The organism is Variovorax sp. NFACC27, assembly GCF_048301545.1.
Classification (GTDB): Bacteria; Pseudomonadota; Gammaproteobacteria; order Burkholderiales; family Burkholderiaceae_C; genus Variovorax; species Variovorax gossypii.
Genome location: NZ_CP157613.1, coordinates 3,415,044 through 3,441,449, shown reverse-complemented (window position 1 = coordinate 3,441,449; position 26,406 = coordinate 3,415,044). Strand labels below are relative to the sequence as shown.

The 26,406-nt window shown below is 67.0% G+C and carries 20 protein-coding genes and 1 other RNA gene; 7 read left to right on the top strand and 14 right to left on the bottom strand.

Features of this window, described 5'->3' with window-relative positions:
• Positions 1-78: 78 nt before the first annotated feature.
• An RNA gene (gene ffs, locus ABL840_RS16080) (signal recognition particle sRNA small type) lies at positions 79-175 on the top strand.
• A gap of 94 nt (positions 176-269) precedes the next feature.
• Here the strand turns inward: ffs and ABL840_RS16075 are convergent.
• Genes ABL840_RS16075 through ABL840_RS16065 form a run of 3 tightly spaced genes read right to left on the bottom strand, consistent with a single transcriptional unit; the run spans position 270 to position 7,371 of the window.
• Positions 270-1,508: a TIGR03862 family flavoprotein gene (locus tag ABL840_RS16075; RefSeq protein WP_093302535.1), complete on the bottom strand. Its 1,239-nt coding sequence runs from the start codon at positions 1,506-1,508 to the stop codon at positions 270-272.
• Positions 1,505-4,768: a UvrD-helicase domain-containing protein gene (locus tag ABL840_RS16070; protein WP_093302532.1), complete on the bottom strand. Its 3,264-nt coding sequence runs from the start codon at positions 4,766-4,768 to the stop codon at positions 1,505-1,507. Before ABL840_RS16070 ends, ABL840_RS16075 begins: the two co-directional genes overlap by 4 nt.
• Complete coding sequence (locus tag ABL840_RS16065; protein ID WP_093302529.1) at positions 4,765-7,371, bottom strand: PD-(D/E)XK nuclease family protein; 2,607 nt, start codon at positions 7,369-7,371, stop codon at positions 4,765-4,767. The genes ABL840_RS16070 and ABL840_RS16065 overlap by 4 nt, the downstream gene beginning before the upstream one ends.
• Before the next feature lie 159 nt (positions 7,372-7,530).
• Here ABL840_RS16065 and trxA point away from each other — a divergent pair, with 159 nt between their 5' ends.
• Together trxA and rho are read left to right on the top strand one after the other, a co-directional pair.
• Positions 7,531-7,863 carry a thioredoxin TrxA gene (gene trxA / locus ABL840_RS16060; RefSeq protein ID WP_093195545.1) on the top strand — a complete coding sequence of 111 codons (333 nt, stop codon included), beginning with the start codon at positions 7,531-7,533 and terminating at the stop codon, positions 7,861-7,863.
• A gap of 194 nt (positions 7,864-8,057) precedes the next feature.
• Positions 8,058-9,323 carry a transcription termination factor Rho gene (gene rho, locus ABL840_RS16055; RefSeq protein WP_093195546.1) on the top strand — a complete coding sequence of 422 codons (1,266 nt, stop codon included), beginning with the start codon at positions 8,058-8,060 and terminating at the stop codon, positions 9,321-9,323.
• 131 nt (positions 9,324-9,454) lie between these two features.
• Here rho and ABL840_RS16050 read toward each other — a convergent pair whose 3' ends face one another.
• The gene (locus ABL840_RS16050) at positions 9,455-10,513 is read right to left on the bottom strand and encodes an oxidoreductase (protein WP_093302526.1); all 1,059 of its coding nucleotides are present in this window, start codon (positions 10,511-10,513) and stop codon (positions 9,455-9,457) included.
• A 182-nt stretch (positions 10,514-10,695) separates the two neighbouring features.
• On the opposite strand from ABL840_RS16050, the gene ABL840_RS16045 reads away from it, so the two are divergent.
• From ABL840_RS16045 to ABL840_RS16035, 3 genes are all read left to right on the top strand, one after another.
• Positions 10,696-10,965, top strand: coding sequence for a type B 50S ribosomal protein L31 (locus ABL840_RS16045; RefSeq protein WP_019653042.1), 270 nt, complete (start codon positions 10,696-10,698; stop codon positions 10,963-10,965).
• Between the two features lie 79 nt (positions 10,966-11,044).
• A complete protein-coding gene (locus ABL840_RS16040) occupies positions 11,045-12,781 on the top strand; it encodes a hypothetical protein (RefSeq protein ID WP_093302522.1) in 1,737 nt (578 codons plus the stop codon).
• The gene (locus tag ABL840_RS16035) at positions 12,778-14,121 is read left to right on the top strand and encodes an MATE family efflux transporter (RefSeq protein WP_093302519.1); all 1,344 of its coding nucleotides are present in this window, start codon (positions 12,778-12,780) and stop codon (positions 14,119-14,121) included. Before ABL840_RS16040 ends, ABL840_RS16035 begins: the two co-directional genes overlap by 4 nt.
• 45 nt (positions 14,122-14,166) lie before the next feature.
• Here ABL840_RS16035 and phoR read toward each other — a convergent pair whose 3' ends face one another.
• The 7 genes from phoR to pstS are packed head-to-tail and all read right to left on the bottom strand — an operon-like array spanning position 14,167 to position 20,815.
• Entirely contained in the window at positions 14,167-15,504 is a 1,338-nt protein-coding gene (gene phoR / locus ABL840_RS16030) for a phosphate regulon sensor histidine kinase PhoR (protein ID WP_170217042.1), read from the bottom strand.
• A gap of 44 nt (positions 15,505-15,548) precedes the next feature.
• Positions 15,549-16,241, bottom strand: coding sequence for a phosphate regulon transcriptional regulator PhoB (gene phoB / locus ABL840_RS16025; protein WP_007836652.1), 693 nt, complete (start codon positions 16,239-16,241; stop codon positions 15,549-15,551).
• A 27-nt stretch (positions 16,242-16,268) separates the two neighbouring features.
• Positions 16,269-16,970, bottom strand: a complete 702-nt coding sequence (gene phoU / locus ABL840_RS16020) for a phosphate signaling complex protein PhoU (RefSeq protein WP_019653047.1) — start codon at positions 16,968-16,970, stop codon at positions 16,269-16,271.
• 16 nt (positions 16,971-16,986) lie between these two features.
• A complete protein-coding gene (pstB, locus tag ABL840_RS16015; protein WP_021007056.1) occupies positions 16,987-17,766 on the bottom strand; it encodes a phosphate ABC transporter ATP-binding protein PstB in 780 nt (259 codons plus the stop codon).
• Between the two features lie 20 nt (positions 17,767-17,786).
• On the bottom strand, positions 17,787-18,671 hold the full coding sequence (pstA, locus tag ABL840_RS16010) for a phosphate ABC transporter permease PstA (protein ID WP_093195550.1): 885 nt from the start codon (positions 18,669-18,671) through the stop codon (positions 17,787-17,789).
• Positions 18,668-19,750 (bottom strand): phosphate ABC transporter permease subunit PstC, encoded by a 1,083-nt coding sequence (pstC, locus tag ABL840_RS16005; RefSeq protein ID WP_093195551.1) that lies wholly within the window; start codon positions 19,748-19,750, stop codon positions 18,668-18,670. Before pstC ends, pstA begins: the two co-directional genes overlap by 4 nt.
• A 30-nt stretch (positions 19,751-19,780) precedes the next feature.
• On the bottom strand, positions 19,781-20,815 hold the full coding sequence (pstS, locus tag ABL840_RS16000) for a phosphate ABC transporter substrate-binding protein PstS (RefSeq protein ID WP_093195552.1): 1,035 nt from the start codon (positions 20,813-20,815) through the stop codon (positions 19,781-19,783).
• A 264-nt stretch (positions 20,816-21,079) separates the two neighbouring features.
• On the opposite strand from pstS, the gene ABL840_RS15995 reads away from it, so the two are divergent.
• Complete coding sequence (locus ABL840_RS15995) at positions 21,080-22,600, top strand: Ppx/GppA phosphatase family protein (protein WP_093302515.1); 1,521 nt, start codon at positions 21,080-21,082, stop codon at positions 22,598-22,600.
• 30 nt (positions 22,601-22,630) lie between these two features.
• Here ABL840_RS15995 and ABL840_RS15990 read toward each other — a convergent pair whose 3' ends face one another.
• The 3 genes from ABL840_RS15990 to ABL840_RS15980 are packed head-to-tail and all read right to left on the bottom strand — an operon-like array spanning position 22,631 to position 26,311.
• Positions 22,631-23,092, bottom strand: coding sequence for a SixA phosphatase family protein (locus ABL840_RS15990; protein WP_176947504.1), 462 nt, complete (start codon positions 23,090-23,092; stop codon positions 22,631-22,633).
• 19 nt (positions 23,093-23,111) lie between these two features.
• Positions 23,112-25,433, bottom strand: a complete 2,322-nt coding sequence (gene ppk1, locus ABL840_RS15985; protein ID WP_093302512.1) for a polyphosphate kinase 1 — start codon at positions 25,431-25,433, stop codon at positions 23,112-23,114.
• Positions 25,430-26,311, bottom strand: a complete 882-nt coding sequence (locus tag ABL840_RS15980; protein ID WP_093195556.1) for a GNAT family N-acetyltransferase — start codon at positions 26,309-26,311, stop codon at positions 25,430-25,432. The genes ppk1 and ABL840_RS15980 overlap by 4 nt, the downstream gene beginning before the upstream one ends.
• Positions 26,312-26,406: the final 95 nt, after the last annotated feature.

The following is a 26,406-nucleotide window of genomic DNA, read 5'->3' as shown; positions in this document are numbered from 1 at the left end:
TCTAAAAGGAGGCGTGGCCCCGCCCCTCGAACCCCACGCCCCGGAGTGCGGACTTCCCGAGGGGTTACAATCCACCCTGACGGGCCTCCCTGCATGGTGAAGTGGCCAACCGGGTCAGGTGGGGAACCAAGCAGCCCTAACTGCGTAGTCAGTGCCAGGGGTAAGGCTCGTCAACTTCTTCAGCGGTTTCGTTTCATTCCACGCGAAATGAAACGGGGCCCGCAAAAACAGATCTCCAGCGACAAAATCTCCGGCGCGAGGCCTTTCTTTCAAAGGCCCAGCCGCTGGATCACGCCGCGCGCCGCCGCGGCGCCACTTGCCATCGAAGCCGTGAGCAGGTAGCCGCCGGTCGGCGCCTCCCAGTCCAGCATCTCCCCAGCCGCGAACACGCCCGGCAGTGCCGTTGACATGAGCTGCGCGTCCAGCGTGTCGAAGCGCACGCCGCCAGCAGTGCTGATGGCTTCGTCGATAGGCCGGGCCGCGACGAGCTTCAGCGGCACTGCCTTGATCGTCGCCGCGAGTTGCTCCGCGTCGTGCATCGCCTCGCGGCTCAAGGCCTCGTGCAGCACGCCGGCCTTGATGCCTTCGAGACCCAGTCGGCTCTTGAGATGGCTGCTGAGCGAACGCGCGCCGCGCGGATGCTTCACTGCGGCCAGCACCTGCTCGGCACTTCGATCGGGCAGCAGGTCGAGCAGTAGCGTCGCGCTTCCTTTTTCGGCGATCTCGTCGCGCAACAGGGCCGAGGCCGCGTAGATCAGGCTGCCCTCGATGCCACCGGCTGTCGCGACGAATTCACCCTTGCGCGCGAAATGCCGCCCATGGCTGTCCGTGAACAAAATCGCCACCGACTTGAAGGGCTGTCCTGCAAATCGACTGGAGAAATGCTCGCTCCAGCCCGTCCCGTCGAAACCGCAGTTGGCAGGCTCCAGCGGCGCCACGTCCATGCCCTGCGCCTGCAGCCACGGCGCCCATGCGCCGTCGGAGCCGAGACGTGCCCAGCTTGCACCGCCCAGCGCCAGCACGACGGCATCGGCCTTCGCCGTGACTTCGCCGGCGGGCGTCGAGAAGCGCAGCGACGCCATGTCGAACGGCCCCTCGCCCATCCAGCGATGCCGCATGTGGAACTGCACGCCCGCCGCGCGCAGCCGATGCAGCCAGGCACGCAGCAGCGGCGCTGCCTTCATGTCGGTGGGAAACACGCGCCCGGAGGTGCCGACGAAGGTTTCGATGCCCAGCCCGCTTGCCCACTCGCGCACCTGCTGCGGACCGAACCGCGCGAGCATCGGCTCCAGCTGCGCCCGGCGCTCGCCGAAGCGGCTCATGAACGCGTCGAAAGGCTCGGAGTGCGTGAGGTTCAGCCCGCCGCGTCCGGCCAGCAGGAACTTGCGGCCCACCGAGGGCATCGCGTCGTAGACATGCACCTGGGCGCCGGATGCGCTCAGTACTTCAGCCGCCATCAGGCCGGCGGGGCCGCCGCCGATGACGGCGACGGTGGGAGAAACATTCATTCGAGATTTACCAGTTCGCCCTGCCCGGTGAGGAACGCGACGCGCACCGTGGCACCGGGATAGGCATGTTGCACCGCGGCGCGATAGCGCTGCATCTGTGCGATCAGCGCGGCGTCCCGCTCGGGGCGAGCCGCGGATTTGTAGTCGAGGATCCACCAGGCACCGCTGTCGCGCTCGCGCACCAGCCGGTCGATCCGCAGGGTTTCGCCTTCGTGCACCAGCGTGACTTCGTTGCCGTGCCAGTCGACCCTGCGATCGTCCCACACCCAGGCACCCTCGCCCGAACGGATGCGCTGGGCCAGCGCGGCAGCGCCGCGCGCCTGTTGCGCGTCGAGCAGGAATTCGCGGGCCGCGGCGCGCACATGGGCCGCCGCCAGCGGTTCGCCCGGCACCGCCCATTCAAGCAGCCGGTGCATGGCCTGGCCGAAGGCGGCGGCGCGGGCATCGAGCGTGGTGCTGGCGGCTTTCTTTGTCACGGCAGGCTGCTCGACAGGCTCGGGAGCCTCCGGCATGCGCTGCATCGGGAAACTTGCCGCGCTGCCCGGCGCCGACAGCGCGACCAGCGGCTCGTCGGCCTCCGTGGGCTCGCACAGCGCTTCCAGACGCGCCCACCAACTGCCCTCGTTGGCACGCGCGGGCCGCACCGAGGACAGCACCAGCCGCTCGCGCGCCCGCGTGACGGCAACGTAAAGCCCGTTGAGCTCCTCGCGATGGCGCGCGCGCTGCTCTTCCTCGAGAAGGCCCGCCGCGCAGGCCGGGGGTGTCTTCTCGCTCGCAAGAAAGATGAAGCGCGTCGGCGCGCTGTCGCTGCCCTTCCATTCGACGAGCACGCCCATGGTCTGGGCGCGCGGCGGCGCGGCGTCGCAATCGAGCATGAGCACGGTGTCGGCTTCGAGCCCCTTGGCGCCGTGCACGGTCAGCAGCTGCACCGCGTCGGGAGCGACCACGGTCGGGGCACGCACTCCACCCGCGCGCAGGGCACGCACCAGCGCGTACGGCGTGGCGAAGCGCGCGCCGTCGATGTCCAGCGACGCGGAGAGCACGCCACGCAGATTGGCCAGTGCGCCCTGGCGCATCGCGGCCGGCACGGCGGCGCCGAATTTCGCGAGCAGATCGCCGTCATGGAAGATCGCGTCGAGCGCGTCGTGCGGCGGCAGCGTCATGAGCCAGCGCTGCCATCTCTTGAGCCGCGGGCCGGCCTCGACCAGCACCTGCGGAAGGCTCTCGTCCTTCTGGATCAGCGAGAACCAGCTGACGGGGCCGCGCTCGCGCTGTCGCAGTGCGAGCTGCACCAGCGCCTCGTCGTCGACACCGAACACCGGCGACTTCAGCGCCCGTGCCAGCGACAGGTCGTGCGCCGGAGACACCAGCGCGTCGATCAGCGCGACCACGTCCTGAACCTCGGGCGCGTCGTGCAGGTCGTTCTTTTCCGGCTGCTGCACGGGAATGTGGCGCAGGCGCAGCGCGTCCTGCATGGCCGAGAGCCGGCTGCGCCTGCGCGCCAGCACCATGATGCGGCTGGGCTGCGTACCGTCGGCGATGCGCTGCGCGACCCATCGCGCGGCCTGCTCGCACTCCTTCTGCAGCAGTTGTTCCTCGGGCAGCACGCGCGGGGTGACGAGGCTGTCGCGCCAGTGCAGCATGCCGTCGTCGGCCGGTGCCGCTTCGGCCGTATCGCCGAGCGCATCGCGGTCGATGGCCGGAAGCCTGAGCAGTTCGCCGTCGTCGCCGCGCTCCGTGGTGTGGGCGCGGTAGCCGTCGAATTCGCCGGCCTCCTGCGCGGCCAGCATCGCCGCGTTGACCAACCCGACCACCGACTGCGCGTTGCGATGCGTGTGGTCGCAGTTCAGCAGCTCGCCGTCGAGCCCTTCGCGCACGAACTTCTTCGCGGCGATGAACACCTGCGGCTCGGCGCGGCGGAAGCGGTAGATGCTCTGCTTCGGGTCGCCCACGATGAACACGCGCGGCGCGCGTCCCTGTGCGCCGGTGTAGGCGCTGAGCCAGCCGTAGAGCGCCTGCCACTGCAGCGGGTTCGTATCCTGGAACTCGTCGATCAGCAGGTGCGCGATGCGCGCGTCGAGCCGCTCCTGCACCCAGCCCGACAGGGCCGACTGGCCCAGCAGCAGCTGCGCGGCCTGCTCGACGTCGTTCATGTCGACCCAGCCATGGGTGCGCTTGACCTCGGCGAAGGCCGCGATCAGCAGCCGCGTGAGGCGCGTCATGCGCTGTTGGTAGAGCCATGCGGCGTGCTGGGCCTGGGCCGCGCAGAGCAACTGAAGCTCGGCTTCGGCCTCCTGCGCGGCGGGAAACTTCTGCAGGTTCTTGTTGAGGCGGTCCTCGGTCGCCACGAAGAAGCTCTTGCGCAGCAGGGCAAGCGCGGCGGACAGCGAATCGCCGGCAGGCTCGCCCGTTCCGAACACGTCGATGACGGCTTCGGCGGCCTTCTGCGGCGTCTTGTTGCTCTCACGGCCCAGCGCGGCGGCCCGGTCGAGCCAGCGACGGCGGACCTGTTCGCCGCGCAATGCATCGGTCGGTTCGTCCAGGCCTTCGAGCGCCGGATAGAGCGCGCTGAAATGCTGCACGGCATTCTCAGCATCGGCCAGGGAGAACTCGACGCGCTTCGACAACGCTTCGCCCAGGGCCTTGGCCGTCTGCGAGCGACCGTGCGTGGCAACGACGGCGTAATAGTCGGCCAGCGCCTCCTTGTCGGCCGTGACCGCCTCGAAGAAGGGCCGCCATGTATGGCCGCGCGCCTCCGCGTCGTCTTCGAGCAGCTCGTAGTTCGAAGGCAGGCCCAGCTCGCGCAGCACCGCGAGCGGCGCGTTGCGCAGCAGCCCGGCGAACCAGGCGTGGAAGGTGCGGAACTGCACCGGCCTGCCGCCTTCGAGCAGGCGCCGGTAGAGGCCCTTCAGGCGGGGCACGGCAGCGGCTGCCGCGGCAGGCTCCATGCCGCGCATCACGAGTTGGCCGACCAGTTCTTCCGGTGCGCGCTGCGCGAAATCCTCCAGCCACTGGTCGAGCCGCTCGCGCATTTCGCCGGCCGCCTTCTTCGTGAAGGTGATGGCCAGGATCTCGTGCGGCTCGCAGGCGGACTCACCCTCCTCGAGCAGCGCGCGCAGGATGCGCGAGACCAGCATCCAGGTCTTGCCCGCGCCGGCGCAGGCCTCGACGGCGACCGAGCGCCGCGGATCGCAGGCGACGGTGTAGAAGGCCTCGCGCGCGACGTGCCGGCCGTTGTGTTCGTAGGCTGCGCCGTTCATTGCGCGTCGCCTCCGGTCGTCGGGCCGCCCACGATGGCGGGCAGCGGGGACTCATCGCCCCAGAAGTCCTTTCGGCAGAGGCCGCGTGCGGCGCAGTAGTCGCACACGGCGCCCTCCCCCAGCGGCGGCAGTGCCGCGCCCTGAGCGATGCGCCTGAAGTCGTCGATGATGCCGGCCACCAGTGCATCGCGCGCCTCGACCACGGCGGGCTGCTCGACGGTCTGCGTGCCGGCGGATTTCTCGCCCACGTTCACGTAGGCCGCACGCAGGGTGTCGTCGGCCACGAGCGCGGCGTAGAAGGCCAGTTGCGTATCTTCGGTCGGGTCCTTCACGCGCTCCTTGCTGACCGTGGCGGACTCGGTCTTGTAGTCGATCACGAAGGCCTGGCCGTCGGGCATGCGGTCGATGCGGTCGAGCCGGCCTATCAGGCGCAGCTCGCCCAGCGACTGCTCCTTCCACGGCTCGGACTCGGTGAAGACTGCGCCCGCCGCCTCGTGCCCCGTCAACCAGCCCAGGTAGCCGTCGCGCACCGCGGGCCATGCGGCGGCGAATGGCAGGAACTCGGCGTCGGACAGCCCGAGTTCCTGCGTCGCGCGCCGCGCGGCCTCTTCGATGAGGGCGATGCGCTGCTGCGCGTCCGGTGTCGGAGCTTCGGCCAGGGCTTCGTGGAAATGGCCGAGCACCGCATGCAGCCAGTTGCCGAAGTCGCGCTTGTCGACTTCGGCATCGAGTTCATCGGCGCTGCGCAGGCCCAGCTGCCGCAGCGCGAAAAAGCGATAGGGGCAGCGGCGCAGGTCTTCATACACGCTGGTGGAGATGTTCTCCAGCGGCAGGAGAGCGCCCGAGGGCGTCGGGTAGCCGGTCGGCTGCACGGGCACCTCGCGCGGCAGGCGCGGATCGGCCGAGGGCTGCAGGGCGTGGTCGAGCTCCAGGGCCTGCACGAGCGGGCTCGGACGCACGGGTTCGCCGCTGGCGTCGGAGTGGCGCCAGATCAGCTCGCAAGACGGGTTGTGCAGGGCCGCGGCCCAGGCTGCGCGCTGTGCGGCCTCGAGTGCCTCGCGCGAGGGCAGGCCCAGTTCGAGGCGCTGGGCTGCGCTCCAGTTGCCTGGGGGCTCAGGCGATGCGGGCAAGCGTCGATCGTCGCAACCCGGGATGACCACCGCGCCGAAGGACCGACCCAGCAACTGGTAGAGCGGGAGCACCACGACCCTGGGCGCCTGGTCGCCGGCGGGGGGCACGAAGCTGGCGTCTTCCAGCACGTCGCGCACCCAGGCGGTGAATTCCGTCAGGGTGTGGCGGCCGCCGGGGAATTCGTCCTCGTCGTCGCCATGCGCGCCGGCGTCGAGCCACAGAGCGCCGATCACCTTGCCGCCGGCCAGGTCTTCCTCGAGCAAGGCCCACTGGTCGCTGGCCTCCAGCAGTTCGCGCAGCGCGCGCAGCCACTCGGCCAGCGGGCGCGAACGAGCCATGGGCGCACGGCGCGCCTCGACGGCCTCGGTAAAGACAAGCAGCGCGGTGTCTTTCGACTTCTCGCTGCGGGTCATCAAGGCACACCATGCCGACCAGTCGCGCATGCCTTCGTGGCGCAGGCGCGCTTCGACCGACTGGACGATGGGCGAATCGCCGTCGGCGCCACTCTTGAGCCATTCGAGCACCTGGTCGCTGGTGGCGTCGTGGGCGCATGCGCGCAGCGCGCTCATCAGCGAAGCGGCTGCGCGCGTGGTCGAGAGCTTCCAGCCCGTTTCGTCGTGCGTGACGACGCCTTGTGCGCTCAGCTGAGCGCTGATGCGACGGGTGAGCGCGCGATCGGTCGCGACCAGCGCGACGGGCGCGCGGTCTTCGGCGAGATGGCGCAGCACGCAGGCCGCGGCGAGCCCGGCTTCGTCCTCGGGGTCGAGGGCGATGTGCGAGGCGCAGGCCTGCGTGGGCGCGCCGGAAGGCACGAGCGAGAGGTGAAGCGCGCGGTCGCCCCACAGCCTGCAGAGCGATTGGGTGAGCGGATCGGCCTGGAAGCCCTCGAGCACGATCAGCGCGTCGACTTGGGCTCGCGTGGACTCACGCTGCAGCACGTCGGTGGCGTAGCTCGAGGTCGAAGTCCAGGCGACGGCGATGCGGATCAATGCGCTCTCGATGCGGAACCACTCGGACTCGCTGCCCGCGTCCGCCACGCTCGCCGCACGTTGCGCCCATTCGCCGCCTCGCTCCTCGGGCGTCACGGCAGCGGCCAGGGGCGCCAGTTGATAGGCGAGCTCGACGACGCGGCCGGCCAGGGCGAAGCGCTCGGCATGGAAGCCCGCCTGCGAAAGCAGCGCCTGCGCGGTGACCAGGTCGCGCGCCATGTCGTGGGCGATGTCGTAGCCCGTCGGCATGAAGCCGCCCGCGCTGCGGGCCCAGTTGTGGGTGGTCTCGAAGCGCGGCACGAAGCCGAGACTGCCGCACCGAGCCCACATGGCGCGCGCGACGCCCATCAGCTGCGCATAGGGCACCAGCACCACGGTGCGGGCGGCATGCAGCTGGCGCTCGGCGAGCGCACGGACGATCCGCGCGACCACGCCATCGGCGGGATCGCACCACAGGGCCTGGACGGGGTGGCCTTCGTTCATGTTCTATCGAGGGGTCGGAGCACGCGCGCGGACGCGGGGCGCAAGGGCTTTGGCTATCGCCGCCATAGCCGCCCTGCAAGGCACGCCGCCCCTTGGTTTCTGTCACAATGACCAGCACTTTAGCTGCACCGAAACTCTCTGCGCACAAGGACCCATCACATGGCCAGCGAACTCATCAAACACATCTCCGACTCCTCCTTCGAGGCCGACGTGCTCAAGTCCAGCCAGCCGGTGCTGGTCGACTACTGGGCCGAATGGTGCGGCCCCTGCAAGATGATCGCCCCGATCCTGGACGAAGTCTCCACCGCCTACGAAGGCAAGCTGCAGATCGCCAAGCTCAACGTCGACGAGAACCGCGACATCCCCGCCAAGTTCGGCATCCGCGGCATCCCCACGCTGATGCTGTTCAAGGACGGCCAGCTGGCAGCCACCAAGGTCGGTGCCATGAGCAAGGCTCAGCTCACCGCCTTCATCGACCAGCAACTCGCCTGATCGATTTCAACCGGCCAGCGCGCAATGCGTTGGCCGGCGCGTTTTTCCTGTCATAATCTCCCACAGATCACCGGCCCTTTACTCAGGCAACCGGTTCGAGTTCCCCGGTTGGTGAGGCAGTTCTCGCTTCACACCCAACCTCCCCCCGTTTTCCGTTTCTCCCCGACCGATAGGCCCCGTCAAGGGCTCATTCCATGCACTTAAACGAACTCAAGGCACTCCACGTGTCTGAAGTCCTCAAGCAGGCTGAAGCGCTTGAGATCGAAAACGTCGGCCGCATGCGCAAGCAGGAGCTGATGTTCGCGATCATCAAGAAGCGCGCCAAGGCCGGCGAACAGGTCTTCGCCGACGGCGTGCTCGAAATACTCCCCGACGGCTTCGGCTTCCTGCGCAGCCCCGACACCAGCTTCACGGCCAGCACGGACGATATCTACATCTCGCCCAGCCAGGTGCGCCGCTTCAACCTGCACACCGGCGACATGATCGAAGGCGAGGTGCGCACGCCCAAGGACGGCGAGCGCTATTTCGCGCTGACCAAGCTCGACAAGGTCAACAACGGCCCGCCGGAGCAGAACAAGCACAAGGTGATGTTCGAGAACCTGACGCCGCTGTTCCCCAAGGAGCAGATGAAGCTCGAGCGCGAGGGCATCAAGGGCGACGAGAACATCACCGGCCGCATCATCGACATCATCGCCCCCATCGGCAAAGGCCAGCGCGCCCTGCTCGTGGCACCGCCCAAGAGCGGCAAGACGGTGATGATGCAGCACATCGCCCACGCGATCAGCGCCAACTACCCCGACGTCCACATGATGGTGCTGCTCGTCGACGAGCGCCCCGAAGAAGTGACCGAAATGCAGCGCACCGTGAAGGGCGAGGTCATTGCCTCGACCTTCGACGAACCCGCCGCACGCCACGTGCACGTGGCCGAAATGGTCATCGAGCGCGCCAAGCGCCTGGTCGAGCTGAAGAAGGACGTGGTGATCCTGCTCGACTCGATCACCCGCCTTGCCCGCGCCTACAACAACGTCGTGCCCTCGTCGGGCAAGGTGCTGACCGGCGGTGTCGACTCCAACGCCCTGCAGCGCCCCAAGCGCTTCCTGGGCGCCGCGCGCAACGTGGAGGAAGGCGGCTCGCTGACCATCATCGGCACCGCGCTGATCGACACCGGCAGCCGCATGGACGAAGTGATCTTCGAAGAGTTCAAGGGCACCGGCAACTCCGAAATCCATCTCGACCGCCGCCTGTACGAGAAGCGCGTCTTCCCGTCGATCCAGCTCAACCGCAGCGGCACGCGCCGCGAAGAGCTGCTGCTGGCGCCCGAGATCCTGCAGAAGACCCGCATCCTGCGTCAGCTCATGTACAACATGGACGAGATCGAGTCGATGGAGCTGATGCTCAAGAACATGAAGGCGACGAAGACCAATGTCGAGTTCTTCGACATGATGCGTCGCGGCGGGTAACTGTTGCTCGCCCCCGGGCTGCGCGCACTTCGTGTCGCTACGCCACCCCCTACCGGGGGCGGTGCCCACTGATCGGCAAAGCCGGATCAGTGGCACCCTACGAATGAATGCCCGCCTTGCGCGGGCATTTTTCATGTGCGGATCGCACGCCCCTCGAGAGCGCTCTGACGACCGAGGTCGAGCAGTTCCATCAGCGCGACAGCCTGCTCGGGCGGCACTGGATTGGGACCATGGCCGAGGATGGCATCGCGAACTGCGGCGTAGTAGTCGACGTAGTTGCCGGCCCGCGTCGGAATGCTTCGCTTGACGAAGGTCCCGCCAGGCGCTGCCAGCGAGAGTTCTCCGTCCAGCGGATCGGCGCCCCACCCTTCGGCTGGCGGCCGCTGTCCGGCGCGCAGCGCGTCTTCCTGCGTATCGACGCCGTGCTTGACGTAGCTCCCGCGCGTGCCATGGACGATGTAGCGCGGCGCCGCGTGGGCCGCGAGCGTCGTCGAATGCAGCACCACGCGCAGCGGCGCGTGCGGCCCGGCCTCGTAGCGCAGCACGGCATGGAAGTAGTCCTCGACCACGGCGCTGTCGCGCAAGACGGCGGTGTCGAGCTGGATCGTGTCGGGACGGCCGAAGAGCTGCACCGCCTGGTCGACCAGATGGGAGCCCAGATCCACCCAGAGGCCCGAGCCGGGCACGGCCTGCTCGCGCCAGCGCTCCTTCACTTCGGGCCGGAAGCGGTCAAAATGCGATTCCATGTACACCGGGCGGCCCAGTTCGCCGGTTGCCAGGACATCCTTGAGAGTCAGGAAATCGGCGTCGAAGCGGCGGTTCTGGTAGACCGCGAGAACCCGATTGTTGCTCTTTGACAACAAATCGAGCTCCCTCGCCTCGGCCACGTCGAGCGTGAAGGGCTTGTCCACCACCACGTGCTTGCCAGCCTCCAGCGCCGCCTTGGCGACCGGATGGTGCTGGGCATTGGGCGTGGCGACCACGATCAGGTCGATGTCCGAACGGGTCACGAGCGCGGCCACGTCGGGAACGACCGCCACGCCGGGCCAGTCGGCATGCACCTTGTGCGGCTGCGAACTGGCCACGGCCGCCAGTTCCAGGCCCGGAACGGCCGAAAGAACGGGCGCATGGAAGGTCTGCCCGGCAAAACCATAGCCGACAAGGCCCGCGCGCAGGGGTGTGGAAGTCATTGGGAGCCTTTGGTTTGCTCGAAAATGGGGCAGTATGCGATAATCGCTGGCTCCGCGAAAAGTGCGGTCAGGCAGCTTCGCTTGGCCTCCTCGGTCTTCTCCGAGGCAGCGCGCCGCTCTTGGCACGCTGGTGGCTCTCGCATCGACCGCGCATTGATTCCAAAAGCGCAAAAGGAAACACCATGGCAAAAGAAGGCATTCACCCGAATTACCGCGAAGTCCTGTTCGTCGACATGTCGAACGGCTTCAAGTTCGTGACCCGTTCGTGCGCGAACACCAAGGAAATGGGCAAGACCGACGACGGTCGTGAACTGCCGCTGTTCAAGCTCGATACCACCAGCGAATCGCACCCGTTCTACACCGGCACGCAGAAGTCGGTCGACAACATGGGCGGCCGCGTCGAGAAGTTCCGCAACCGCTTCGGCAAGACCACCGGCGCCGCCTCGAAGTAAGGTACGCGCTTTTGCGTCGAGGGCAGCCCGGTTTACCGCGCTGCCCTTTTTATTTCCTAATCCAGCCTTCTCCCGCCACTTGAACCAGCCCACCCCCGCGATCGTTGCCCAGAGCGCCGTGCGCCGGCTGCCGCGCATCGCATTGCTCCTGCTGTGCGCGGCGTATCTGCTGCCGGGGCTGGTGGGCCGGGGCCCCTGGAAGAGCGCCGACATCACGGCCTTCGGCTACATGGCCGAGCTGGCTCGCAGCACCGAAGGCATCGCGCGCTGGTTCGACCCGATGCTGCTGGGCCTGCGCCCGGAAACGCCCGCGCTGATCCCGTACTGGATCGGCGCCCTGGCGATCAAGATCGCGCCCTCGTGGCTGAACCCCGACCTGGCCGTGCGCATCGCGTTCGCGTTCCTGCTATGGGGCACCTTCACGGCCACCTGGTACGCCGTGTACTACCTGGCCCGCACCTCACGCGCCCAGCCGGTGGCCTTCGCATTCGGTGGCGAGGCCCGCCCGACGGACTACGCTCGCGCCATCGCGGACGGCGGCCTGCTGGCGCTGATCGCCTGCCTCGGTCTCGCGCAACTAGGCCACGAGACCACGCCCGCACTGGCGCAGCTTTTCTTCGCCTCCCACCTCTTCTACGGCGTGGCCGCCCTGCCCTATCGCCGCACGGGCCCCGTGATCGCGCTGGCCGTGGGCACCATCGGCATCACGCTGAGCGGTGCGCCCACGGTCGGACTGGCGCTGGCTGTCGGCAGCGTGCTGTACATCGCCTACGAGCGCCGGCTTGCCGCGCAGTCCGAGAGCGAAAACGCCTATGACGAAGACAGCGGCCCCGGCTACACGCTCGGCGCCCTGCTCACGATGATCGGCATCACCGTGCTGGCGGCCGTGCTCGTGTTCGGCCTGAAGCTGCCCACGTGGAAGATCACCGTACTCGGCGGCTCCCTTGTCGGCGACGTGCGCAGCCAGGCCAAGCTGCTGGTGTGGTTCACGTGGCCGGTCTGGCCGCTCGCCATCTGGACGCTGTGGCGCTGGCGGCGACAGCTCACGGCCCGTCACGTCGCGCTGCCCTTCTGGTTCGCGGTGGTGCCGCTGGCCGCCACCTGGACCACGGACTACTCCGACCGTTCGCTTCTGCTGGCGTTGCCTGCCTTCGCCACGCTCGCGGCATTCGCCCTGCCCACCTTCCGGCGCAGCGCGGCGGCACTGATCGACTGGTTCAACGTGTTGTTCTTCAGCGGCCTCGCGGTGCTGGGCTGGATCTACTGGATCGCCATGCAGACGGGCGTACCGCCCAAGCCCGCGGCCAGCGTCGCGCGGCTGGTGCCCGGCTTCGTTCCCGAGTTCTCGCCGATTGCCGTGGCCCTGGCCGTGGCTGCGACCATCGCCTGGTGCTGGCTGGTGCGCTGGCGCACGGGGCGGCATCGCGCCGCGCTCTGGAAGACGCTGGTGCTGCCGGCCGGCGGCACGGCGCTGTGCTGGATGCTGCTGATGACGCTGTGGCTTCCGCCCATCGACTACGCGCGCAGCTACGTGCCGCAGATTCGCGCCGTGGCCGAGCGGGTCGGCCAGCCGCGCTGCATCGCGGAACTCGCGCTCAGCCGCCCGCACATCGCCGCGCTGCGCCATCACGGCAACTTCAACGTGCAACCGCTGCTGCTGGGCACCGACTGCCCGTGGCTGCTGGCCAGCCCCGAAACGATCGAGCGCCTGCACACCATCATTCCCTTCGACCAGTGGCGCTTTGCCGGTACGCTGCGACGCCCCAGCAGCGCGGCCGACGACCTCCTGCTCTACCAGAAGATCACGCAGCAGTGAGGGGCGAACGGGCTCTGATCGCGCGGCACGCCGGCACGGTGCTCGTCGGCCAGCTGGCCGTGATGGCCTTCGGCGTGACCGACACCATCATCGCGGGCCGCTACTCCGAACATGCATTGGCCGCGCTGTCGGTCGGCGCCGCGGTCTTCGTCAGCGTCTACGTCTCGCTGATGGGCGTCCTGCAGGCGCTGTTGCCGATCTGGGCCGAACTCCACGGCGGCGGGCGCGGCGGCGAGGTGGGCCGGTCAGTGCGGCAATCGCTGTACCTGGCGGCCATTGCGATCATGGTCGGCATGGTGATCCTGCTGCTGCCCGGTTCGGTCCTCCAATGGACCCAGGTGCCGGCGGACATGCGGGGCGAAGTCGAGGCCTACCTCGCCGTGCTGGCCTTCGCGCTGGCGCCCGCCCTGCTCTTCCGCCTGTTCAGCACGCTCAACCAGAGCCTGGGCAGGCCCCAGCTCGTGACGTGGCTGCAGCTTGGCTCGCTGGTCGTGAAGCTGCCGCTGTCCATCTGGTTCACCTTCGGCGGCGCGGGCCTGCCGGCCATGGGCCTCGTGGGCTGCGGCTGGGCCACGCTGTGCGTGAACTGGACCATGCTCGGCTGCGCCATCTGGCTGCTGCGCAGCCGGCCGTTCTATGCCGACTACGGGCTCTGGAAACGCATCGAGGCCCCCGACTGGCAGCAGATCCGCAAGTTCGCGCGGCTCGGCGTGCCGGGCGGCCTGGCGGTGCTGGTCGAAGTCACGTCGTTCACGCTGATGGCCCTGTTCATCGCGCGACTCGGCACCGCTGCCGCGGCGGCGCACCAGATCGCATCGAACCTGCTGGCCGTGGCCTACATGACGCCGCTGTCGCTGGCCATCGCGACCAGCGCCCGCGTGAGCTTCTGGCTCGGCGCGGGCGATGCAGCCAAGGCGCGGCACGCCTGCCGCCAGGGCTTCGAGCTGACCGCCGTATGCGCGCTGTTCTATGCCGCCGTCATGGCCGTGCTGCGCAACGAGCTCGCCAACGTGTACTCCGACAACCCGGCAGTCATCGCGATGGCTGGTGCGCTGCTGCTGGCCGTGGCGCTGTACCACTTCGCCGACGCGGTGCAGACCTTCTGCGTGTTCGTGCTGCGCTGCTACCGGGTCACGCTGGCGCCACTGGTGATCTACTGCGCGATGCTGTGGGGCGTGGGCCTTGGCGGAAGCTATCTCCTCGCCTACCGCGGCCTCGGCCCCTGGGCGGCCATGCAGTCGCCTCTGGCGTTCTGGATCATGAGCGCCGCCGCACTGGCTCTGACCGCCCTGCTGTTCGGCGTGCTGCTGCGCTGGACGATGCGTCAGCGCGCAAGATAGCCAGAAAGAAAGAAAGAACGAACGAAGAGTGAAGTGCCCGACGGCCTACTTGGCCATCACACGCGCTTCACGCACACGCGCCGCCGGGAACACCAGCGCGAAGCGGGAGCCCTTGCCCACCGTGCTTTCGATGCGCAGTTCCGCGCCGTGCCGCTGGGCGATGTGCTTGACGATCGCCAGCCCCAGCCCCGTGCCACCGGTTTCGCGCGAGCGACTCCGATCGATACGATAGAAGCGCTCGGTCAGCCGCGGAATGTGCTCGGCGGCAATGCCCGGGCCGGTGTCTTTCACGGCGTATTCGCCACGCCCGTCGGGCAGCACCTTCCAGCTCACCGCCACCTCGCCACCGCCGGGCGTGTAGCGGATGGCATTGCTCAGCAGGTTCGACATCGCGCTCTGCAACTCGGTCGGCGCGCCCGACACCTCGGACTCGGCATCGACGGAGAACGACAGCCGATGGCCCTGAGGCGTCAGGCGACCCGACAGGCCCCGGCCCTCGTCTTCGCATTGCGCAAACAGCGCACGGATGCGAATCCACTGGTTGCCCGAAGGCGGCGCACTGCCTTCGAGCCGCGACAGCGTCAGCAGGTCGTTCACCAGCGTCTCCATACGATGCGACTGCTGCCCCATCAGGGAGAGATAGCGCGTGCGCTCATCCGCATCGAGCGGCAGGTTCTGCAGGGTCTCGACGAAGCCCGCCAGCACCGTCAACGGCGTGCGGATCTCGTGCGACACGTTCGCCACGAAATCGCGCCGCATCGCCTCGGCCTGCTCCAGCGCCGTGATGTCGCGCGTGAGCAGCATCCGACGGTTGCCCGCATAGGGATGCACCTGCACCGACAGCCGCACGGGGTGGCCGCGCTGGTGGCCGTGACCGAGTCCGGACGCGTCGATGACCACGTCGCGGCTGTAGTTCCAGGACGCGAGGTAGGCCACGAAGGCCGGGTCGCGCACGAGGTTGGCCAGGTGCTGCGCCAGATCGCGCTCGGCATCGATGCCGAACTGGCTTGCCGCGGTCTGGTTGCACCATTCGATCCGGCCCTGCTCGTCGAGCAGCACCACGCCGTTGGGCGACGCCTGGATTGCCGCGAGAAACTCCTGGAGGCGATCTTCGGCCTGGCGGGTCTGCTGCTCACGGTCGCGCAACAGCTTGCGGATGCGCTCCGCCAGCTCACCCCACACGCCCGCGCCGCGCGACGGCAGGCCGCTGGCGTCGTTGCGCAATACACGCATCAGCCGCTCGGCACGCCAGGCATCCAGCCCGAGCCAGACTACGGCGCCCAGCCACGCGCCCAGCCACCCGAACTTCCAGCCAAAAATGCCGACAGCACCCGCTCCTATGATGAGGGATGCTATTAAAAAAGTAGCAATACGGAACGGCATGGCGGGCGATTATCCGCGCCCGCTGCCAAGGGAAGCCACGGCGCTCAAACCGTGACTTGGGCGGTCAGGCGATAGCCCGCTCCGCGGACAGTCTCGACCATGGGAGCCGCCGCGCCCAACGATTCGCGCAGGCGCTTGACGTGCACGTCGACCGTGCGCTCCTCGATGTAGACGTGGTCGCCCCACACCTTGTCGAGCAGCTGCGCCCGGCTGTGCACGCGCTCGGCATGCTGCATCAGGTAGGCCAGCAGCTTGAATTCGGTCGGCCCGACCTTCAGAGCGCCACCCTGCCAGGTCACGCGGTGCGTGGAGGTATCAAGGGCCAGCTCGCCGATCTCGACACGCTCAGTGACCACTTCAGGCGCCCGGCGTCGCAGCACTGCGCGGATGCGGGCCAGCATTTCCTGGGTGGAGAACGGCTTGGTGATGTAGTCGTCGGCACCGGCATCGAGGCCGGCAACCTTGTCGGGTTCGTCGCCGCGCGCGGTCAGCATCAGGATCGGGATGGCCTTGGTGCGCGGGTCCTTGCGCCATTGGCGCGCGAGCTGCAGGCCGCTCTGGCCGGGCAGCATCCAGTCGAGCAGGATCAGATCGGGCAGGAAGGCGTCGATCTCGCGCTGGGCTGCGGCGCCATCTTCCGACCAGATCGGCTCGAAGCCGTTGTGGCGCAGGTTGACGGCGATCAGCTCGGCGATCGAGGACTCGTCTTCGACGATCAGGACTCGGGGTTTCTTCATGCTTTCTTTGGAGTCTTGCCGCGGTTGTTACTGCAGCGCGGACTCGATTTCCTGCATCGAAGTGTGCCGCACATCGGCACCCTTGACGATGTAGATGATGAATTCGGCGATGTTCTTGGCGTGGTCGCCGATACGTTCGATGGCCTTGGCCAGGAACAGCAGGTCCAGGCTGGCCGAGATCGTGCGCGGGTCTTCCATCATGTAGGTGACCAGCTTGCGGACGAACCCGTCGAACTCCTTGTCGATCAGGTCGTCGTCCTTCAGGATCGACACGGCCGCCGCGGTGTCGAGCCGCGCGAAGGCATCGAGCGCCTTGCGAAGCAGGCCCGCGGCCAAGTCGGCGGCGATGCGCAGTTCGGTCGTGGGCAGCTGCCGGGCCGCGCCGCTCTCGATGATCGACTTGACCATGCGGGCGATCTTGTTGGCCTCGTCGCCAACGCGCTCGAGATTGGCAGTCGTCTTGCTGATGGCGATCAGCAGGCGCAGGTCGCGTGCGGTCGGCTGGCGGCGCGCGATGATCGACGACAGCTCGCGGTCGATGTCGATCTCCATCGCGTTGACGCGATGCTCGGTTTCCATCACGCGGTTGGCCGCCTCGGGATCGAACTGCAGCAGTGCGTACACGGCCTGGTTGATCTGCGACTCGACCATGCCGCCGAGTTCCATCACGCGCGACGAAACGCCGTTGAGCTCGCTGTCGAATTGGCTGGAGAGATGTTTCTCGGTCATGTTGTCTCCTTTGACTTCAACCGAAACGGCCAGTGATGTAGTCCTCGGTCTCCTTGCGCTGCGGCTTGAAGAACATCTGTTCGGTCGCGCCGAACTCGATCAGGTCACCGAGGTACATGTAGGCGGTGTAGTCGCTGCAGCGGGCGGCCTGCTGCATGTTATGCGTCACGATGACCACCGTGTATTCGTTCTTGAGCTCCGCGATCAGTTCCTCGATCTTCGCGGTCGAGATCGGGTCGAGCGCCGAGCACGGCTCGTCGAGCAGCAGCACTTCGGGCTTGATCGCGATGCCGCGGGCGATGCAAAGACGCTGCTGCTGGCCACCGGAGAGGCCGGAGCCGCTTTGCTGCAACTTGTCGCGCACTTCGGTCCACAGGGCTGCCTTCTTCAGGGCCCATTCGACGCGATCGTCCATTTCGCTGGCCGAGAGGTTCTCGAACAGCTTCACGCCGAAGGCGATGTTGTCGTAGATCGACATCGGGAACGGCGTGGGCTTCTGGAACACCATGCCGACCTTGGCACGGATCAGTGCCACGTCCTGCTTGGAGGTGAGCAGGTTCTCGCCGTCGAGGGCGATGGTGCCTTCGGCGCGCTGCTCCGGATAGAGCTCGAACATGCGGTTGAAGGTGCGCAGCAGGGTCGACTTGCCGCAGCCCGAGGGACCGATGAAGGCCGTGACCTTGTTCTCGGGGATCTCGAGATTGATGCCCTTGAGCGCGTGGAACTTGCCGTAGTAGAAGTTCAGGTCCTTGACCGAGATCTTCGAGCGCGACGGTTGTGCAACTGTGTTTGGCATGTTGTTGTCTTCTTCCGGGTTCAATGTTTGTTGCGCGTCAGTACCCGCGCCAGGATGTTGAGGGCAAGCACGGCAATCGTGATCAGGAACACGCCGGCCCATGCCAGCTGTTGCCAGTTCTCGTACGGGCTCATCGCGAACTTGAAGATCGTGACCGGCAGGCTGGCCATCGGCTGGCTCACGTCGGCGGTCCAGAACTGGTTGTTCAGCGCGGTGAAGAGCAGCGGCGCGGTTTCGCCGGCGATGCGCGCCACGGCCAGCAGCACACCGGTGACCACGCCTGCACGGGCAGCGCGCAGCGTGATGCTGGTGATGACCTTCCACTTCGGCGTGCCGAGTGCATAGGCAGCTTCGCGCAGGCCCGGCGGCACCAGCTGCAGCATGTTCTCGGTGGTGCGGATCACCACCGGAATCACGATCAGCGCAAGCGCGACTGCGCCGGCGAGGCCGGAGAAGGTCTTGAAGTAGGCCACCACCACGGCGTAGACGAACAGGCCGATCACGATCGACGGCGCCGACAGCAGGATGTCGTTGACGAAGCGCGTGACCGAAGCGAGCCAGCCCTTGGGGTTGTACTCGGCCAGGTAGATGCCGGCCATGATGCCGATGGGAGTACCCACGAAGGTGGCCAGCATCACCATCACGAACGAGCCGAAGATCGCATTCGCGATACCACCCGCCTCGTTCGGCGGCGGCGTCATCTGGGTGAAGGTAGCGATGGCGAGGCCGCCCACGCCCTGGCGCAGCGTTTCCCAGAGGATCCAGATCAGCCAGAACACGCCGAAGGCCATTGCGGCGAGCGACAGCGTGAGAGCGATCTTGTTGACGCGGTTGCGCGCGGCGAACTTGGCCTGGCGCGTTTCGGCCAATGCCTTGGCCACGAGAAGGTTCTGGGCGGTGCTCACGACTTGGTTCCTTCGCTCTTCTTCATCTTGGCCAGCAGCATCTTGGAGAGCGACAACACGACGAAGGTGATGAAGAACAGCACGAGGCCGAGGTACATCAGCGCAGCCTGGTGCAGGCCTGCGCCGGCTTCGGCGAATTCGTTGGCGAGTGCCGAGGTGATGCTGTTGGCAGCCTCGAACACGGAAAGGGAGTTGAGCTGGTTCATGTTGCCGATCACGAACGTGACGGCCATCGTTTCACCCAGCGCCCGGCCGAGGCCGAGCATGATGCCGCCGATGACGCCGGCCTTGGTGTAGGGCAGCACCACCTTGGAAACGACTTCCCAGGTGGTGGAGCCGAGGCCGTAGGCCGATTCCTTGAGCAGCGGCGGCGTCACCTCGAACACGTCGCGCATCACCGAGGCGATGAACGGGATGATCATGATCGCGAGGATGATGCCGGCCGAAAGAATACCGATGCCCACGGGCGGGCCGGACACCAGCGCGCCAAGGTACGGCACGCCGGAGAGCAACTTCTGCAGCGGCTGCTGCACCCAGGTCGACAGGATAGGGCCGAACACCAGCAGGCCCCACATGCCGTACACGATGGAGGGCACCGCTGCGAGCAGTTCGATGGCCGTGCCCAGCGGGCGCTTGAGCCAGCTTGGGGAAAGTTCGGTGAGGAAGAGCGCGATGCCGAAGCTCACCGGCACGGCGATCACCAGTGCGATGAACGAGGTGGCCAGCGTGCCGTAGATCATGACCAGGCCGCCGTATTCGTCCTTGACCGGATCCCACACGCTGCTCGTGAGGAAACCGAGGCCGTACTTGGAAATGGCGGGCCATGCACCGGCAACCAGCGACAGCAGGATGCCGATGAGCATCGCGAGCGTCAGCAAGGCGGCGCCCTTGGCGGCCCAGCCGAACAGCCGGTCGGCCATCGGGCCTGAGCGCGGTGCCTTCACGGGCGGCGGAGGTGCGGTGGCACGACCGCGCTCGGCCGCGAGGTCGAGAGAGGTGGTGGCGGCAGGAAAGGTGGATGACACGGGTCGCTCCGGCAAAGACGAAAGCGGCGCGTCCTGGAGCGAAGAGTTGCTCATGGGCGCGCCGTCCTGGACTGATGGGTAGGTTTACTTGAACGCGACGGCCTTGCCCGACGAGTCCTTCACGTCACCCCATGCCTTCGCAATGGCGGTCTTCACGGCGTCGGGCATCGGCACGTAGTCGAGCTCGTCGGCCGTCTTGTCGCCGCTCTTGTAGGCCCAGTCGAAGAACTTGAGCACGGTGGTCGCGTTGGCGGGCTTGTCCTGCACCTTGTGCATCAGGATGAAGGTTGCGCCGGTGATGGGCCATGCGTCCTTGCCGGCCTGGTTGGTCAGCACCTGGTAGAAGCTCTTGCTCCATTCAGCGCCGGCGGCGGCGGCCTTGAATGCCGAGTCGTCGGGCGACACGAAGGTGCCGGCGGCGTTCTGCATCTGGGCGTACGTCATCTTGTTCTGCTTGACGTAGGCGTATTCGACGTAGCCGATCGAGTTGGGCAGGCGATTCACGAAGGCGGCGACGCCTTCATTGCCCTTGCCGCCCGCGCCGGTGGGCCAGTTCACGGCCGTGCCTTCGCCGACCTTGGTCTTCCACTCGGCATTGACCTTGCTCAGGTAGTTGGTGAACAGGAAGCTGGTGCCCGAACCGTCGGCACGGCGAACCGGGGCGATGGCGGCGTCGGGCAGGTTCAGCGAACCGTTCAGCGCCTTGATGGCGGGGTCGTTCCACTTGGTGATCTTGCCGAGGTAGATGTCGCCCAGGACCTGGCCGTTGAGCTTCAGCTCGCCGGGCTTGACGCCCTGGATGTTGACCACGGGGATCACGCCACCGATGACAGTGGGGAACTGCATCAGACCCTTGGCCTGGAGTTCGTCGTCCTTCAGGGGAGCGTCCGAAGCGCCGAAATCGACGGTCTTGGCTTCGATCTGCTTGATGCCGGCACCCGAGCCGACCGACTGGTAGTTGATCTTGACGCCGGTGGCCTTGTTGAAATCGGAGGCCCACTTGGCGTACAGCGGTGCCGGGAAGCTGGCGCCGGCGCCGGTCACGTCTTGTGCGAAGGCGGGAATGGAGAACACCGCGGCCACGAGACCGGCTGTTGCAAATTTGAACGTCGTTTTCATGAAGCTTCCTTTTAGAAGTAAGAAGTAGTCCCTTTTCGGGCTTGGGACGGACTCTAGAAAGCTTCTGTGACATCGGTGTGACACCCCTCTGTCGAGGGAAAATGCCTTTTTCCCGCCGGTGATTCGTGTGACGCTGTCACATAACCGTCATGCGATGCGCCTAGCCTCCCGGGACTCGCCATCGGGCGATCCAGAAGGCGGGGCGCCCTGTCACGGCGCTACGATCAAACATAAAGACTCCCCGCCTTCTCCCTTCAGAACCACATGCAAAACGGCACCCGCCTCGCAGCAGTCGACCTGGGCTCCAACAGCTTCCGGCTCGAAATCGGACAGGTCGACCACGGCCAGATCCACCGCACCGAATACCTCAAGGAGACGGTGCGCCAGGGCAACGGCCTGGACAGCGCACGCAACCTCACGACCGAGGCCATGCAGCGCGGCTGGGATGCGCTCGCCCGTTTCGGCGAGCGGCTGGCGGGCTTCAAGCGCTCGCAGGTACGGGCCGTCGCCACGCAGACCCTGCGCGAAGCCCGCAACCGGGAAGAATTCCTGTTGCGTGCGCGCACCATCCTGGGTTTCGGCATCGACGTGATCCCGGGGCGCGAGGAAGCCCGCCTTATCTATCAGGGCGTGGCGCACATGCTGCCGCACAACGACGCCTCCGACCGTGAGCGCCGGCTGGTGGTCGACATCGGGGGGCGCTCCACCGAAATGATCATCGGGCATGCCCTGGAAGCCGACCGCATGGAGTCGTACCGGGTCGGCAGCGTCGCCTGGTCGATGAAGCACTTCGGCGAGGGGCTCTTCACCCAGTCCGCCTTCCGAGCCGCCGAAGTCGCCGCCAAGGCCGTGCTGGACGACGCGCTCGGCAGCTACACCCGCGACCAGTGGGACGTGGCTTACGGCGCCTCGGGCACCATCGGCGCGGTCGGCGACGTGCTCGCTGCGGCGGGCGGCGAGCCCGGCCTGGTCACGCGCGAGGGCCTCGACTGGCTGCTCGACCGCCTGCTCAAGGCCGGCAGCGCCGAAAAGCTGCGCATCGACGGTATGCGCGAGGACCGCAAGGCCGTGATCGGCGGCGGGCTCAGCGTGCTGCGCGCGGTGTTCGACCTGCTCGGCATCGACGAGATGAAAGTCGCCCAGGGCGCGCTGCGCCACGGCGTGCTCTACGAGCTGCTCGAGCGCGACGAGAGCGTTGCCGACATGCGCACCACCACCGTGGCGCGGCTCGCCAACCGGTTCGCGGTCGATGCGGCACAGGCCCGGCGCGTCGGCGAGACCGCCGCTGCCCTTTTCGTGCAGCTTTCGCCCGCTGCGCGCGGCGGCAGCACGACCAACCGGGCAGGCCGCGCGCTGCGCAAGCTCGGATGGGCGGCGCAACTGCACGAGATCGGCACGCTGGTGTCGCACAGCGACTATCACAAGCACGGCGCCTACATCCTCGACAACACCGATGCACCGGGCTTTGCCGTCAACGAGCTGCATGCGCTCGGCCAGTTGGTGCTGGGCCAGCGCGGCAAGCTGCGCAAGCTCGAGGCCTCCCTGGACGACGAAACCTTCGTGATGCAGCTGCTGTCCCTGCGGCTCGCCGTAATCCTTTGCCATGCGCGGCGCGACCCGGATCCGGAGGCTTTGCATCTCGCGGCACTGGGTGCCCGGGCTTTCACCATCGCCTGTGCGCCGGACTGGGCGGATGCGTATCCGCAATCGGCGCACCTGCTGCGCGAGGAAGTGCTGGCCTGGCAGAAAACCAGCAACTGGCGCGTGGAGCTCAGCGGCTGCTGAGCCCCTCCACTATCCAGTCAGTTAGAGCAGTTAGAGCAATTCAGGCGACTGCACCGTCACCACGACGGTCTGCACGTCGCCGTCGCGCTCGCGCGTGCGGATCCACCACAACGCCCCCTTGCGCACTGGGCAGCTGTCCTGTTTCAGGCCGAGCAACAGGGAGATCGCCTGCCCCACCGACGGCTGATGGCCGATCATCAATACCACCGATTTGCCATTGGGCCAGCCGGCCGCGCCGAGCAGCGCCTCGGCGGTGGTGTCGGGAGCGAGCTCCGAACGCAGCTTGTACTTGCGGCCCAGCGCCAGGGCAGTCTGCTCGCAGCGCCGCGCGGGGCTGCAGATGATGCGCGTGCCGTCCGGCAGTTGACGGTCCAGCCAGGCCGCCATCCGCTTGGCCTGCTTTTCGCCGCGCGGGGTAAGCGAACGCTGCATGTCGTCGCACCCCTCGGTCCAGTCCTCGGCTTCGGCGTGACGCCAGAAGATCAAGTCCATGGTCATCGTCTTTCGATCTTCAGTTGCTGGATGCATCTCTGAGATGCCCTCGTGATGCGTAGCGGTTCATGAGCGCCGCCTGCGCGCCATGGGCTTCGACGACGGGCGATGCGCCCGCCTCGCCCGAATGCGTGTCGTGGTCGACGCGCGTGTAGGTACCGTCCGCGCCCAGGTCCCAGGCATCGCGGCCATCGTGCAGGTAGGCCACCAGGCATTCGTCGATCAGGCGCTGGCGCAGTCCGGGGTCGGTCACGGGCCAGGCGAGTTCGACGCGGCGCATCATGTTGCGGTTCATCCAGTCGGCGCTGGACAGGTACAGCGCCTCTTCCTCGCCATTGCGGAAATAGAAGACGCGCGAATGCTCCAGGAAACGGCCGATCACCGAGCGCACCCGGATGTTGTCCGTCACACCCGGTACCTGCGCCGGCAGCGTGCAGGCGCCGCGCACGATCAGGTCGATCTTCACGCCCTTCTGACCGGCGCGGACCAGCGAGGCGATGATCTCGTCGTCGGTCAGCGCGTTCATCTTGGCGACGATGCGCGTCGGCTGGCCGGCCGCAGCGGCCACGCCCAGCGCATCGATCTGGGCGATGACGTTCTTGTGCAGGTCGAACGGCGCCAGCCACATTCGGTTGAGCTTCGGCAGCCGGCTCTGGCTTGCCAGGTGCACGAACACCGCCTCCATGTCGGCAGTCAGCAGCGGATCGGCCGTGAGGTGGCTGATGTCGGTATAGAGCCGGGCGGTACGCGGGTTGTAGTTGCCGGTGGAAAGATGGCCGTAGCGGCGCAGCTGCTTTCCCTCGCGCCGCGTCACCAGCAGCATCTTGGCGTGGGTCTTCAGGCCGACCACGCCGTACACCACCTGCGCGCCGATCGATTCGAGCATTTCAGCCCAGTTGATGTTCGCCTCTTCGTCGAAGCGCGCCTTCAGCTCCACCACCACCGTGACTTCCTTGCCCCGGCGAACGGCTTCGCGCAGCAAGTCCATCATTTCCGAGTCGGCACCCGTGCGATAGATGGTCTGCTTGATCGCCAGCACCTGCGGGTCTTGCACCGCCTCTCGCAGGAAGGCCAGCACGCCCTCGAAGCTCTCGAAGGGCTGGTGGATCAGCACGTCGCCGCGCTGCAGCTGTTCGAAGAACGACTGCCCGGAAGACAGCGTGACCGGGTAGGACGCACGGTAAGGCGGAAAGCGCAGCTGAGGCTCGTCGAGCAGATCGGCCAGCTGCGTGAGCCGGGCCAGGTTGACCGGCCCGTGCACGCGGTAGAGCGCCTCGGGCGGCAGGTTGAACTGTGCCAGCAGGAAGCTCGCGAGCGACTCGGCACAGCTTGCCGAGACTTCGAGCCGCACGGCCTGACCGTAGTGCCGGTGTTGCAACCCCTGGCGCAGCGCGGTGCGCAGGTTCTTGACGTCTTCCTCGTCCACCGCAAGGTCGGAATGCCGCGTGACCCGGAACTGCGAGAAATCTCCCACCTCGCGCCCCGGGAACATGCTTCCGAGGTGCGCCCGCACGACGCTGGACAGCGCCACGAAAAGCGTCTTGCCCTCCGACACCTTCGCCGGCATCTTGATCAGGCGCGGCAGCACGCGCGGCAGCTTGACGATCTGGATCGGGTTTTCGCGCCCGAAAGCATCCTTGCCGCCCAGCCTCACGATGAAGTTGAGCGACTTGTTCGCCACCTGCGGAAACGGATGTGCAGGGTCGAGGCCGACCGGAATCAGCAGCGGGCGCACTTCGCGCTCGAAATACTCGGCGACCCACTTGCGCTGGGCCGGATTGCGCTCCCCGTGCGAAATGATGCGGATGCCGTGCGTTGCGAACGTCGGCATCAGCTCGTCGTTGTACAGCGCGTACTGGCGTGCCACCAGCTTGTGGGCCGCCTCGGCCAGCCGCTCGAACGACTCGACCGTGTAGGTGCCCTTGTGGTCGCCGGCGCTGCCCGCGATCAGATGAGGCGCGGCACGGACTTCGAAGAACTCGTCGAGGTTCGACGAGACGATGCACAGATAGCGCAAGCGCTCGATCAGCGGCACCTCTTTGCGATGCGCCCAGTCGAGCACACGCTCGTTGAACGAAAGAATGCTGTGGTCGCGATCGAGCAATGTGAACGCGGGTGCCGCAACGTCGAGGGACGATTCTGCGGGGGCGGATGGCATGGGCACTGATTCTGCAGCAGGCGACACAGGAGGAAACGTAGGCTGAAATATGACAGTGTCAGCCCCTCTTGTGACAGTTCCGTGACTGCTTTGTGACGCAGTTGCTCCAGCCATCTGCTGGCGGCCCTCGCCAGATGACGAAGCGAGCGGCCCGGTTTCGGGCCGGTCGGCCGCCGGCTTCATGCGCCCAGGAAGTGCTTGCGGTAACGCGCCGGCAGATCGTCGATGCGCATCAGCATCGGCAGGTCGGCTGCGTTGAAATCCGGATCCCAGGCAGGCGCGCCGAGCACTTTCGCGCCCAGGCGCAGGTAGCCCTTGATGAGCGCCGGGGGCTCCACATCGAGCGTGCTGTCGAGCCGTTCAACCGGCAGCGGCAGGCGGGGCTGCACCTGGTACTGGATCGGCGCCATGTGCTTTGCCGACACCTGGCGCCAGATGCTGGCTGCCGCATCGCCATTTGTGACACCGTTGTGTGACATCGGAATGCTCGCGCAGCCGATCATCGTGTCCAGCTTGTTGCGGTGCATGAAGCCTGCCAGAGCGCCCCAGAGCGCGAGGATCACGCCGCCCTGGCGGTGGTCGGGGTGCACGCAGCTGCGGCCCAGTTCCACCATGCGCTCGCGCAGGTCGCGCAGGCGGGTGAGGTCGAATTCAGTATCGCTGTAGGTGCTGCCGACCCGGCGAGCCTGCGCCGGCGTGAGCACGCGGTAGGTGCCGATGACCTGCTGGGTCAGTTCGTCACGCACCAGGAGGTGCTCGCAGAAATCGTCGAACAGGTCGATGTCGTGGCCGGCTACCGGCGACGAGACCCGGGCGCCCATTTCGCCGACGAAGACGTCGTAGCGAAGACGCTGGGCGGCGCGCACGTCGTCGAGGTGACGGGCCCAGCCCACGGTGATGCCTTGCTTGGACTCGATGGCCTGCGGCAGGATGACCGCGGGAGCCTGGGGCACCGACGTGCGGGCGGCAGCGGTCGAGGTGGCGGTTGCAGGAGCGGGCCACAAGGCCGCGCGCAGCCCGATCTGCGAAAGCGGAAACGTCGGGTTGGGCAGTTCTTTCATGGGGAAACCCTTTCTGCCGAGGGAGTCTCCGCACCTGCGATGAAGCGGGCATGTCAGGAACATTGCAGGCACGTGACGCTGTTACAGCCCGCAGC